The 12,815-nt window shown below is 62.2% G+C and carries 12 protein-coding genes; 10 read left to right on the top strand and 2 right to left on the bottom strand.

Going from position 1 to position 12,815, the window contains the following annotated elements; all coding sequences use genetic code 11:
• Positions 1-7: 7 nt before the first annotated feature.
• From EFD56_RS24805 to EFD56_RS24760, 10 genes are all read left to right on the top strand, one after another.
• On the top strand, positions 8-850 hold the full coding sequence (locus EFD56_RS24805) for a polysaccharide deacetylase family protein (RefSeq protein ID WP_126906558.1): 843 nt from the start codon (positions 8-10) through the stop codon (positions 848-850).
• Positions 851-1,008: 158 nt separating this feature from the next.
• Entirely contained in the window at positions 1,009-1,572 is a 564-nt protein-coding gene (locus EFD56_RS24800) for a TetR/AcrR family transcriptional regulator (RefSeq protein WP_225882815.1), read from the top strand.
• A 107-nt stretch (positions 1,573-1,679) separates the two neighbouring features.
• Positions 1,680-2,510, top strand: a complete 831-nt coding sequence (locus EFD56_RS24795; RefSeq protein WP_126906556.1) for a transporter substrate-binding domain-containing protein — start codon at positions 1,680-1,682, stop codon at positions 2,508-2,510.
• A gap of 18 nt (positions 2,511-2,528) precedes the next feature.
• The gene (locus tag EFD56_RS24790; protein ID WP_126906555.1) at positions 2,529-3,275 is read left to right on the top strand and encodes an amino acid ABC transporter permease; all 747 of its coding nucleotides are present in this window, start codon (positions 2,529-2,531) and stop codon (positions 3,273-3,275) included.
• Positions 3,272-4,063 (top strand): amino acid ABC transporter permease, encoded by a 792-nt coding sequence (locus EFD56_RS24785; protein ID WP_088936678.1) that lies wholly within the window; start codon positions 3,272-3,274, stop codon positions 4,061-4,063. Before EFD56_RS24790 ends, EFD56_RS24785 begins: the two co-directional genes overlap by 4 nt.
• A 4-nt stretch (positions 4,064-4,067) precedes the next feature.
• Positions 4,068-4,853, top strand: a complete 786-nt coding sequence (locus tag EFD56_RS24780; RefSeq protein ID WP_126906554.1) for an amino acid ABC transporter ATP-binding protein — start codon at positions 4,068-4,070, stop codon at positions 4,851-4,853.
• A 9-nt stretch (positions 4,854-4,862) separates the two neighbouring features.
• The gene (locus EFD56_RS24775; RefSeq protein ID WP_126906553.1) at positions 4,863-6,221 is read left to right on the top strand and encodes an MmgE/PrpD family protein; all 1,359 of its coding nucleotides are present in this window, start codon (positions 4,863-4,865) and stop codon (positions 6,219-6,221) included.
• Positions 6,222-6,235: 14 nt separating this feature from the next.
• On the top strand, positions 6,236-7,540 hold the full coding sequence (locus tag EFD56_RS24770; protein WP_004680525.1) for an LLM class flavin-dependent oxidoreductase: 1,305 nt from the start codon (positions 6,236-6,238) through the stop codon (positions 7,538-7,540).
• A gap of 74 nt (positions 7,541-7,614) precedes the next feature.
• Positions 7,615-9,663: a prolyl oligopeptidase family serine peptidase gene (locus tag EFD56_RS24765; protein ID WP_342635161.1), complete on the top strand. Its 2,049-nt coding sequence runs from the start codon at positions 7,615-7,617 to the stop codon at positions 9,661-9,663.
• Positions 9,664-9,781: 118 nt separating this feature from the next.
• Entirely contained in the window at positions 9,782-10,708 is a 927-nt protein-coding gene (locus EFD56_RS24760) for a Gfo/Idh/MocA family protein (RefSeq protein WP_064821742.1), read from the top strand.
• A gap of 60 nt (positions 10,709-10,768) precedes the next feature.
• On the opposite strand, the gene EFD56_RS24755 is transcribed toward EFD56_RS24760, so the two are convergent.
• Together EFD56_RS24755 and EFD56_RS24750 are read right to left on the bottom strand one after the other, a co-directional pair.
• Positions 10,769-11,218, bottom strand: a complete 450-nt coding sequence (locus EFD56_RS24755) for a DNA polymerase III subunit chi (RefSeq protein WP_004680519.1) — start codon at positions 11,216-11,218, stop codon at positions 10,769-10,771.
• On the bottom strand, positions 11,218-12,708 hold the full coding sequence (locus tag EFD56_RS24750; protein ID WP_126906551.1) for a leucyl aminopeptidase: 1,491 nt from the start codon (positions 12,706-12,708) through the stop codon (positions 11,218-11,220). The genes EFD56_RS24755 and EFD56_RS24750 overlap by 1 nt, the downstream gene beginning before the upstream one ends.
• Between the last annotated feature and the right edge of the window lie 107 nt (positions 12,709-12,815).

Genomic DNA, 12,815 nt, shown 5'->3' with positions numbered 1-12,815 from the left:
CCTTTCAATGCACCGATTTTTCCTGCTTTCCTTTATGGCGGTCACAGCCACCCTCTCCGCCTGCAGCACAACCAAACAAGCCCCAGACACATCGATCAAGACGTCTTCGGTGATCGAGCCCGAGGGGCGGAAACCCGCCCCGGCCGTTGACGACGCGACGCCCGACTTTGCCGGGCCGCATCATCTTTCCGGGCGGACGCTCGAGGTCTCCTCGCTCGCCGATCTCAAGCTGCAGGACAAGGAAGTGATCCTAAGCTTCGACGACGGTCCGATCCCGGGCAGGACCGACAAGGTGCTGACGATCCTCGACCAGTTCGGCGTCAAGGGCGCCTTCATGATGGTCGGCGAGATGGCCGAGATGCATCCGGCACTTGCCCGCAAAGTTGCGATGGGCGGCAATACGATCGGCAGCCACACCTATGACCACGCAAACCTCAGTTCACTGGGTTTCGACGCGGCGATGGCGGAGGTGATAAAGGGCCAGTTGGCAGTGACCAAGGCGACGGGAACCGATGTCTCCTTCTTCCGCTTCCCCTATCTTTCCGAGAGCCACAGGCTGCGTGCCGCCATCGCCATGCGCGACATGGTGGTCATGGACGTCGACATCGACAGCAAGGACTATTTCGCCACGACGCCGGTCTCCGTCACGCAGCGGACGATGGACCAGTTGCACAAGCGTGGCCACGGCATCATTCTCATGCATGACATCCACAAGCGCACGGCGAAGATGCTGCCGACCCTGCTTTCGGAACTCGAGGCCGAAGGCTACAAGGTGGTGACGCTGAAATTCAAGAAGACGCAGGCGCCGAACAATCTCGTCGCCTCGGCCGATTTCGTGACGACGCGTTAGACGAGAGGCCAATCAACGGCGTCTCGCGCGGAGGATTTTTCAAAGCTCCCATGAATTTGAAAAAATAAAATCTACAAAAACGATCGTGATAGTGATCTTTTCGAGAAAGAACGTTCCTTCTCTCTCACCGGTCACCGATGCCTTTCAAAACTGCCCAAATGTCGACCCGCGGAAGAATAGTCGAGGCACTCAGCGACCTTTTCTACCGGCGTGGCACCTATCTGGTCGGCATCGATGAAATCGTCCGGGAGCTAAGGATTGCCCGCGCCACTCTCTACCGTCATTTCGACGGCAAAGAGGGTCTCATCGTCACCTATCTCAGCCACCGCCATACCTTGGTCAGCGATCAACTGGAGAAGCTCGTCGCCGGCAAAAGCAGTGCGCCGGCCATTTTCGCGATCTTCGATAGCCTGGCCGACAAGACCCGCAGCGAAAGCTTCCGGGGCTGCGCCTTCCTCATTGCGGTGACCGAAAACCCCGGCTCGGCAGCGATCCGGGACGTGGCGCGCACGCATAAGGCCTTTCTTCGCGCCCTCTTCGGCCGGCTTGTCCCGCAAGGCCCGGCTCACGACGAGATCAGCGAGCAATTGCTTGTCGTCTACGAAGGCATGCTTGCCGCATCGGTCCTGCGACCGGAAGCGAGGCCGGTGGAGATTGCCCGAAAGGCGGTCGCGGCTCTTCTTCAGGCCGGCGATTTCGACGCATCCGGAGACGAGGCATGAGCGAGATCATACCCGAAGCGCCCACCGCATCGCCGACTTCGATGTCGTCCGGACTTCTCTTTTCCATCCCTTTCTTTCCTTCCTTCGTTTCGTAATGGAGCTCAAACATGTCACATAAAATTCTGCCAAAGGCGCTTTTCGCCATGTCGATTTCGCTGCTGGCCGCGACCCAGGCATTCGCGGATGCCACGCTTGATCGCATCAAAGCCCGCGGCGCCCTCACCGTCGGCGTCATCCTGTCCGGTGCGCCCTTCGGCTATATCGATCCGACCTCGCAAACGCAGAAGGGATACAATCTCGATATCGCCAAAGCGCTGGCCGACGATCTCGGAGTCAAACTCGAAACGATCACCGTCACGCCGCCGAACCGGGTGCAATTTCTCCAGCAGGGCAAGGTCGATATTCTGATTGCCAACATGCAATACACCGAAGATCGCGCCAAAGTCCTTGACTGGGTGCCGACGCCATACGACCGCAGCGGCGGCGCTGCCGTCGGACGCAAGGACAGCGGCCTGAAGGACTGGGCGGATCTCAAGGGGAAGCCGGTCTGCGTTTCGCAGGGGTCGAACTACACCCAGCCGCTGATCGAAAAATACGGCGCCGAGGTAAAAGGCCTGCCGAGCCAGCCGGAATCGCTGCTGGCGCTGCAGGGGGGCAATTGCGTGGTCGCGGTGCATGTCGGCGCAACCCTTGGCCTGTTGCTGCAGGATCGCCCTGAGGATTGGAAGGACTACGCCATTCTCTTCCCGACGGAACTGATCCCTTCCGATTCCGTCATCTGGGTTCGCAAAGGCGAAAAGGAAACGGCCGAGGCACTCGATAAGACGGTCCGGCAGCTTCATACCTCCGGAAAACTGCTGGAGTTTGCCAAGGCGAACAGGCTCAGCAACACCGAATATCTCGAGCAGGAGCGCAAGACCCTGACAGCCAGCAAATAAGACCGGTCGTAGATCGACATGTGGAATAGCGGCATAACCGGCCTGTTCGTCGACCTGACGAACAGGCTTGGCCTGAACTACGAGTTTCTGGCAACGGGCTACGAAGCGCAGATATGGCGTGACGGTTTCATTACCACGCTCTATCTGATCGCCCTGCTGATCCCGGTCAGCCTGATTGCCGGACTGCTGTTTGCCACCTGCCTGACATCGGACAGGCTCTGGCTCTCCGCGCCGGTGCGCGCTTCCGTGGAAATCACCCGAAACACGCCGACGCTGGTGCAACTGATGTTCAGTTTCCTCGTCCTCAATACCTTCGTGTCGAACCTGGTCGGCGGCGCGCAGAACAATCCGCTGACGCCGTTCTTCTGGGTGGTGGCGGTGGTCGGGCTGCACATTGCCGCCTTGCATGCCGAGGCGATCCGAGCGGGTATCGAAGCGGTTCCGGCCTCGACCGTGGAGGCGGCGCGCGGTATCGGCTTCAGCAAGCTGCAGATCCTTCGTTACGTCGAAATTCCCCTGGCATTCCGGGCGTCGCTGCCGGCGATCGTCAACAACCTCATCAACCTCGTGAAACTGACGACGGTGGGCAATGCGATTGCAGTCAGCGAGATCACCTATGCCTCTATCATGGTGTGGACGCAGCGCGACAATGTGGTGTCATTGATGATCGTCATCCTGCTGTTCTTCAGTCTCATCAATCTAGTCGTCGCCCGCGTCGGCCTATGGGTAGAGCGCAAGCTCGCCGTTCCGGGGTATGGCCTATGACGACGGTGGCGCTTTCCGAGCCGCGCAAGAGCGGCCACCTGCTGCGCAATATCGGCTTCGCAGCACTCCCTGCCCTCATTCTCCTCTGGTCGCTGGCCGATCTCACCCTTGGGCGCGAACTGGTGGAGTGGCTTCCCTATCTCGCCTCCGGCTTCCTGATGAACGTCGTCATCAGCCTCAGTGCGATGACATTGGGAACGGTGGTCGGAACCATATTCGGCATTCTCCAACTGGTGCCCTACAGGCCGGTGCGCTACCCGGTCGTCGCCTATGTTCAGGCCTTCCGCAATGCCCCGCATCTCGTGCTGATTTTCGCCACGACTTACATCTTTCCCTTCGAGATCGTCGTGTTCGGCAACTATCTGCCCTTCCCGGACTGGCTGAAAGCGGTAATCGGCCTTGCCATACCGGCCAGCGCCTATGTGGCCGAGATCACCCGCGGCGCCATCCTTTCGATCCCGACCACGCAATGGGAAGCGGCAAAGGGACTGGGGTTTTCCCGCAGCCAGGCGCTGCGCTGGATCATTCTGCCGCAATGCCTGCGGCGCTCACTGCCGCCATGGATGAACATATTGGCGTCCATCACCATGGGCACGTCGCTTGCCTCGCTGGTCGGCGTGCACGAACTCCTGCATGCGGCAACCGATGCCAGCACGGCCGTGCGCCGGCTCGATTTCACGATCATCGCCTACATCGTGGTGATGGCCGCCTTTTTCACGCTTTGCTACCCGATCGCCCGCCTGACCCGACGCCTCGAGCAGCACTTCAACGCGGGCTCCAGGATTTGAGACGATGAACATGAAAACCGACGACGCGATCGTACGACTGGAAGATGTGCACCTTTCCTTCGGCCAGACCGAGGTGCTGAGGGGCATCGACCTGACGGTCAACAAGGGCAATGCAGTTTCCATTATCGGCCCATCCGGCTCTGGAAAGTCGACGATCCTGCGCTGCATCAACGCATTGGTCACGCCGCAGCGCGGCAGCATCACGGTCGGCGGCACCCGCGTCGACCAGTTGGCCACGGAAAGCGAGCGCATTGCGCTGCGCAAGCGTGTCGGCATCGTCTTTCAGCAATATAATCTTTTTCCTCACCTGACGGTGCTGGACAATATCGTCCTGGCTCCGACCCGCATCCTCGGTGTCGCGCGGGGCGAGGCGGAAAAACTGGCGCGCGAGCTGCTCGAAAAGGTGCGGCTCTCCGAAAAAGCAGGCGCCTATCCCGGCCAGCTTTCCGGCGGCCAGCAACAGCGCGTGGCGATTGCCCGCGCGCTGGCGATGAAGCCGGAACTGGTGCTGTTCGACGAAGTCACCTCGGCGCTCGATCCGGAGACGGTCGGCGAAGTGCTGTGGGTGATCCGCGACCTCATCCGCGACGGCATGACCAGCATCCTGGTGACCCATGAAATGCGCTTCGCCGAAGAGATCAGCGACACCGTCGTCTTCACCGAGAACGGACGCATCGTCGGCCACGGCTCCCCTAAGGAAGTATTCCATACGTTCGACAATCCCCGCATCCGCCAATTCGTCGGGGGCCTTGCCGGCGGGCGCGGAATGGAGCGGGGCGAAGGTATTTAGGATATTGTCATGACGAGAACATTCGCACCTTTAACGTCGGCATTCGCCGAGGCGATCATCGCCTCGGACCCGTTGAAGGATGTCGCGGCGATGGACGCGGCCCGCCTGGCGATCATCGATTTTCTCGCCTGCGCGATTGCCGGCGCCCGAGACAGGACGACCGGCCTTCTGTCCGATGCCGTCGGAGCCGATCTGCCGGGTACGGCGATCCTGATCGGCAGCGCGCGCCGAACCGATCCGCTGGCGGCGGCGGTCGTCAACGGCTATGCCGGCCATGTGCTTGACTATGACGACGTGCATGCAAGCGTGCGCGGCCATCCGACAACGGTGATCATCCCGGCGCTGCTGGCGTTGGCCGCCGAGCGCAAATTTTCCGCGGAGGCGCTGGTCGCCTCCTATATCGTCGGGCTCGAAGCCATGGCGCGGCTGGGTTTGTCGCTCGGCTCGAAGCATTACGAGAAGGGTTTCCATGCCACGGCAACGCTCGGCACGGTGGGCGCGGCAGCCGCAATCGCCCATTTGACGCGCGCCTCGGTGGACGAGACCGCTGTCGCACTCGGCCTTGCGGCAACGCAATCGTCCGGCCTGCGGCTGCAGTTCGGCAAGGACGCCAAACCCTTTCATGCCGGCATGGCGGCGCGATCGGGGCTCCTGTCGGCGCGTTTGGCGGCGGCCAGTTTTGGCGGCGCGTCCGATTTCCTCGACAACCCCGTCGGCTTCCATTCGGTCTTTGCCTTCGGAGCGGAACGCCTGTCAGCCTTGACCGAGAACTGGGGCTCGCCCTGGCAGATCGTCGCGCCAGGGCTGACGCTGAAGGCCTATCCCTGTTGCACAGCCAGCCATCCGGTCGCTTCTCTCGGCATCGATCTCCACGGGCAAGGCCTGCGCGCAGAGGCAATCGAGCGTATCACCTTTACCTATCCGCCCGGTGCCGATGCAGCCTTGGTGGTGAGCGAGCCGACCAACGGGATCGAGGCGCGCTTCAGCCCGGAATACGTGTTCGCGGCGGCCCTGATCGATGGCGCCCTACGGCTCGATCATTTTGACGGGCTGCCGGTCGCGCCACGGCTGATGGCGCTCGCCAAGCGCGCCGGGCGCCATCATGACGAAGCCGCGCCGCGCATGTCGAGCGATCCACGGACCCGCTTCGTGATCGTCGATATCGCGCTTGCCGACGGCAGCACGATACAGCGCCGTTTCGACGGTCTGCCGGGGCTGACCGATCCGACGGAAAAATTTCGTGACGCGACCGGTCACCATCCGGCCTTCGCCGACATCCCCTCACTCGTCCGGACCATGCACAGCGCCGCCGACCTTCGAAAACTGCTGGCGCTGCTCAATCAAGATGCCGCCCAAAACCTCGTTTGACGAAAGATTTTGCCATGACCCGCAAGAGAGAAATCCATCTGGGCCTGTTCCTGCAAGGGGCCGGCCACCACGTATCCGGCTGGCGTCATCCTGACGCCGAGGCGGGAAGCGAGAATTTCAACCTGCTGAGGCGCGTGTCTGAGATCGCCGAGGCGGCGAAATTCGATATGGTCTTCCTGGCCGACGGATTGACCAGCGGCGTCGATGCGCATCCCTCGACGATCGCTCGTTTTGAACCGCTGACGCTGCTTTCAGCGCTGGCCGTAGTGACCGACAAGATTGGGCTGGCGGCAACGGCGTCGACGACCTACGGAGAGCCCTATCACACGGCCCGCGCCTTCGCCTCGATCGACCATCTGAGCCACGGCCGCGCCGCCTGGAATATCGTCACGACCTCCTATGCCCGCACGGCGAACAATTTCTCCAAGGCCCATCCCGAGCATGACGAGCGTTACGCCGTGGCCGAGGAATTTGTCGACGTCGTGCGCGGGCTCTGGGACAGCTGGGACGACGATGCCTTCGTCAAGGACAAGCAGAGCGGCGTCTATGCCGACCCGGCCAAGCTCCGTGTCCTCGATCACAAGGGCAAGTATTTCTCGGTCAAGGGACCGCTGAACATTCCGCGCGCACCGCAGGGCCACCCGATCCTGATCCAGGCCGGCTCGTCCGGGCCGGGCCAGGATCTTGCCGCCCGCACCGCCGACGTGGTGTTCACCGCGCAGCAGAGCCTCGAAGAGGCGCAGGCTTTTTACAGAAGCCTCAAGGAGCGTGTCGCTCGCTTCGGGCGTCAGCCGGACGACGTCGCCGTCATGCCGGGCTTCCTGCCGGTGATCGGCCGCACGACCAAGGAGGCCGCGGACAAGCTCGCAGAACTCGACAGGTGGACGGATATCAAAAGCGCCATGCCGCTTCTGGAAGAACGCATCGGCCACAGCCTTGCCGAATACGATCTCGACGGCCCGCTGCCGGATCTGCCGATCTCCGATCAGTTGCGCAGCCGCGCCGAACTGCTGACGGCGCTGGCAAGACGCGAGGATCTGACGATCCGGCAGCTGGCGCTGCGCGTTGCCGCCGGCCGCGGCCATCACATCGTCCTCGGCACGCCGGTCGAAATCGCCGACAGGATGCAGCAATGGTTCGACAGCCGCGCCGCCGACGGCTTCAACGTCATGCCGCCGTTTTTTCCCGGAGGCCTGGAAGACTTCACGCAGCTGGTCGTGCCGATCCTGCAGGAACGCGGTCTGTTCCGCAGGGAATATGGCGGCCCGACGCTTCGCGATCATCTCGGCCTGACGCGGCCTGCGCCAATTTCGCCCTAACTCTACGAAATATTGGCTCCTGCATAATTCAAAATGCTACAGCATCTTAAAAGACGCCAACAGGAGCCGGCAGGTTGGACATGAACCTTCATCTCGAAGCGGACGAGGATCCGCGCACCCGCCAGTTCATCGACGAACATAATGCGCTGTCCAATGCGGCGTTGAGAACGCCGGAATTCGCCAGGGATCGTGATGCGATCAAAGCGCTGATCGAGCGGCAGGACCGGCTGATCGTGCCGATGCGCCGCGGCGGGTGGCTGTTCGATTTCCGCCAGTCCAAGGACAATCCGCTCGGCGTCTGGCTGCGCCTGCCGGCCGAGCAGCAGCCGTTGCCGGAGGCCGATTGGGAGGTGGTCTTCGATCTCGATGCCTTCTGCCTCGGCGAAGGCAAGCGCTGGAGCTGGCGTGGCGTCGTCACCTGCCCCTGGGAACCGACGCGCGTGCTGCTCACGCTTTCGGACGGCGGCTCGGACCTCGTCCGCCTGCTCGAATTCGACGCCGAGAGCAAGCAGATCGTGACGGGCGGCTTCGACACGCCGGCCGCACGATCGCATGCCAATTGGCTAAGCCGCGACGAGATTTGCTATTTCGGTTCGATCGACCGGTTTTCGGCGACCCGTTCGGGATGGCCGCGCGTCGGGCGGCGATTGAAACGCGGCCGGCGGCCGGAAGATGCCGCCATCCTGTTCGAAGCCGCCGACGAGGACGTCTATGGCTTCGATCTCGTTATCGACCCTGCCCTATCGGGCAGCTCAGCGGATACCGGCTTGATCGACATCTTCGTCGCCGCGCACGAGATCGGAGTCGCCAGCGCTTACCTGATTTCCGATGACGGCAGGCAACGGCGCATCGACCTGCCCAAAGAGGCTGATTTTCAGTTCAATCGCGATCATTGCCTTTGGCGGGCTAAGACCGACGAGCGCGTCGCGACCGGCAGCCTCGTGCTGCAACGCTTTGATCCCAGGTCGGAAACGATGCCGCTCGGGCCGCAGCGGATCCTGTTTCAGCCTGGCGAGGGCCAGTCCGTCTCGCAGATGATGCTGATGCGTGAATGGTGTGTGTTCATCGTCTCCGACCGGCTGCATCCGCGTCTCATGGTGCTCGACCTGACGAAGCCCGATGCCGAACAGCGAGAAATCGTCTTGCCGCCGGACATGCAGACGGCTTATTTCAGGCCGCTCTATGCGGATCTGCATCTTGGCGACGACACGCTCTACATTGTCGGTCAGGGTTTCCTGCAGCCGCCCACCTGCTATCGCCTCGAACTCTCCGATCGCAGCAGACAGCCCGAGCCGGTCTTCACAGCCGCGGCGCCGAGCTATTTTGATGCCACCGGCATGTCATCCGAACTGCTGGAGGCGATTTCCGAAGACGGAACCAGAGTTGCCTACCGGCTGGTCCTGCCGCGACACTGGACCAAGGGCGCGCTGCCGGTGCTGATCTACGGCTATGGCGGCTTCGACGTCGCGCTGTCGCCGAATTATTCCGGCGTGACCGGTCGCTGGCTTGAGCAAGGCGGCGCCTATGTACAGGCCTATATCCGTGGCGGCGGTGAATTCGGGCCCGACTGGTATCGCAGCGCCAAGCGGCAGGGGCGAGACCGGGCCTTTGCCGATTTCGTCGCCATCGCGCGCGATCTTGTCGCCCGCGGCTACACCGTGCCCGCGCGGATCGCCTGCCAGGGCGGCAGCAATGGCGGCCTGCTGACCGGCGTGATGCTGACGCGCTATCCGCACGATTTCGGTGCGATCTGGTGCCAGGTGCCGGTGCTCGACATGACACGCTTCCACCTGTTCAGCGCAGGACAGGCCTGGATGGACGAATATGGCGATCCGGAGGTCCCGGTGGATCGGGACTTCATGCTCGGTTATTCACCGCTTCACAATGTCAGGCCGGCGAGCGAGATCGCCTATCCGCCGATTTATATCGAAAGCTCCACCAATGACGACCGAGTGCATCCCTCGCATGCACGCCGTTTTGCCGCGCGGCTGGAGGAGGAAGGACACGAGCCGCTCTTCCATGAGTTCGGCCTGGGCGGGCATGGCGGCGACGGCAATTCGCAAGAGCGCGCCGCCCGCGCGGCGCTGGGTTACAGCTTCCTTCGCCAAACTATCATGAGGTAGACGGGCCATCATGGGTTAGGATGATGCAATAGAATGGAAGGGAGAGCTTGTCGGCGCTCCTCTTTCTGCTACAAGAAGCCCAATAAATCATACTTTTCACAGGTTCGAGCGAAACACCATGTCCCCTATCAATCTCGCCATCGTCGGCGTCGGCAAGATCGTCCGCGACCAGCACCTCCCCTCCATCGCCAAGAACGCCGATTTCAAGCTCGTCGCCACGGCCAGCCGCCATGGCACGGTCGAAGGCATCAACAGCTATACGACGATCGAGGCGATGCTCGAGGCCGAGCCTTCGATCGACGCCGTTTCGCTGTGCATGCCGCCGCAATACCGCTACGAGGCCGCTTATAAAGCGCTCGTCGCCGGCAAGCACGTCTTCCTGGAAAAGCCGCCCGGCGCGACGCTGAGCGAAGTGGCCGACCTCGAGGCGCTTGCCGCAAAGCAGGGCGCGTCGCTGTTTGCCAGCTGGCATTCGCGTTATGCGCCGGCGGTCGAAGCCGCCAAGGCGTTTCTCGCTTCGACGACGATTAAAAGCGTGCATGTGATCTGGAAAGAGGATGTCCGCCACTGGCATCCGAACCAGGAATGGATCTGGCAAGCCGGCGGTCTCGGCGTTTTCGATCCCGGCATCAATGCGCTTTCGATCGTCACCCACATCCTGCCGCGTCCGATCTTCATCACCGAGGCAGTGCTCGAATTCCCTGAAAACCGCGATGCGCCGATCGCCGCCGACATTCATTTCCGCAATGCCGACGGCCTGCCGGTTCGCGCCGAATTCGACTGGCGCCAGACCGGCAAGCAGAGCTGGGACATTGTCGCCGAAACGGCGGCCGGCCAGATGGTGCTTGCCGAAGGCGGCGCCAAGCTTTCGATCAACGGCACGCTGACTTTCGCCGAACCGGAGCAGGAATATCCCTCACTCTACCGTCGCTTTGCCGAAATCATCAAGGCCGGCAAATCGGATGTCGATCTGGCGCCGCTGCGGCATGTCGCCGACGCCTTCATGCTCGGCAAGCGGAAATTCGTCGAAGCCTTCCACGATTGAGCCACTTGGCGGTCCTTGCTGTCAGCCCGACGGCAAGGGCCATCCTTCCTGGGGGTCTGCTCAGGCCTTCTTCTCCCACCGTCCTTCCGGCGTCTGCTGCCAATAGGTGAGATTATGCCCCTCGCCTTTCAGCCTCTTCCATTGCGCGCGCGCTGCTTCCAGTTGCGCCTGATCGTGACCGTCGAACATGAAAACGATGCGCTCGTAAGGGTCTGCCGGCGGCGGCTCGGCGCCGTCGACGATGAAACGCACCGTCGCCGCATTTGCGTTGTCCGACGTCACCGTCAAAAGCACCGGCTGGCTCTCGGCGAAATCGGCCTCGTCGGTGCCGTGCGGCAGGAAGCTGTCTTCGCGGTACGTCCAAAGATGCGCATCGAGAGCATCGCGCCGCGCCGGCTCACGCGTCTGGACGGCGACGCGCCAGCCGCGCTCGACGCTTTTGTCGATGAGCGGCGGAAGCGCGTCTTCCAGCCTGGTTTCGGTCAGATGATAGAAGAGAATGTCGGTCATCAGGATTCATAATGGGCGCGGACGAGTTCGTCGAGCAGGCGCACACCGAAACCGGAACCCCACGACTGGTTGATCTCGTCCTGCGGCGAGCCCATCGCCGTGCCGGCAATATCGAGATGCGCCCAGGGCGTCTCCTGCACGAAACGCTTGAGGAAGTGCGCGGCGGTGATCGAGCCGGCGTGGCGGCCACCGGTGTTTTTCATATCGGCGAACTTGCTGTCGATCAGCTTGTCGTAATCCTTGCCGAGCGGCATACGCCAGAGTTTCTCGTTGGTCGAAAGGCCGGCTGCCGTCAGCCGGGCGGAAAGCTGGTCGTCGTTGGAAAACAGCCCGGCGTGCACGTTGCCGAGGGCGACGACGATCGCGCCGGTCAGGGTGGCGAGATTGATCATGAATTGCGGCTTGAAGCGATCGTTGCAATACCACAGCGCATCGCAGAGCACGAGGCGACCCTCGGCATCGGTATTGATCACTTCGATCGTCTGGCCGGACATGGAGGTGACGATATCGCCGGGACGCTGGGCGTTGCCGTCAGGCATGTTCTCGACCAGGCCGATGATGCCAACGGCGTTGACGGCCGCCTTGCGGGAGGCGAGCACATGCATGAGCCCGGTCACGGCTGCGGCGCCGCCCATATCGCCCTTCATGTCTTCCATGCCGGCGGCCGGCTTGATCGAAATGCCGCCGGTATCGAAGACGACGCCCTTGCCGATGAAGGCGATCGGACGATCTTTGGCTCTGCCGCCCTTCCACTGCATGACCGCCAGGCGCGGCGGGCGCACGGACCCTTGAGCGACGCCGAGCAGAGCGCCCATGCCGAGACGGCGCATTTCCTTCTCGGTCAGGATCTCCACCTCGACACCGAGCGTTTCCAGTTCCTTCGCCCTGGCGGCGAATTCAACGGGGCCAAGCGCATTTGGCGGTTCGTTGACAAGGTCACGAGCAAGATTGACGCCGCCTGCGATCGCTTCGGAATCGGAAAACGCCTTCTTGGCGCCGCTCGCATCGGCGGTGACGATCGTCACCTTGACAGATTTCGGCGGCTTTTCCTCGTCATCATTCTTCTTTGTCTTATAGGAATCGAAGCTGTAGGCGCGCAGCAGCATGCCGAGCGCAAAATCGGCGGCCGCGCGCGCGTCCGTCGTCAGGCCGGGGACGTCGAGGAAGACGGCCGCCCTGTCGGTATTCTTGATTTTCGATGCCGCAGCGCCGCCAGCCTTCAGCCAGTCATGAGCGGTCAATTCAGCCGCCTTGCCGAGACCGAGAACGACGATGCGCTCGACCGGTGCGCCTTCCGGGGCGACGATATCGAGCGCGGCCATGGATTTTCCGGAGAATCGCGCGATCTTCGCAGCCTTGGCGACAACGCCCGCCGGATCGGCTGTTTCAGCGCCGGCGGCGGCGTCGGCCTCCGCGGTCTTCAACAGGATCGCCAGGCCACTGTTGAGCTTCGCCGACTTCGAGAATGAAATTTCGAACTTTGCTGACATGTCTTCTCCGCTGGGATTCTTGGAAATCCGTCCCGGCGGATAATTTCGCGTTTGCCGGGTCTGTCAATGGCTAGCGACACTTGTTATGGTCGCCCGCGGCCGTCCAG

It is taken from the genome of Rhizobium phaseoli (genome assembly GCF_003985125.1).
Lineage (GTDB): Bacteria > Pseudomonadota > Alphaproteobacteria > Rhizobiales > Rhizobiaceae > Rhizobium > Rhizobium phaseoli.
This window is presented reverse-complemented; position numbering and strand designations above follow the sequence as displayed.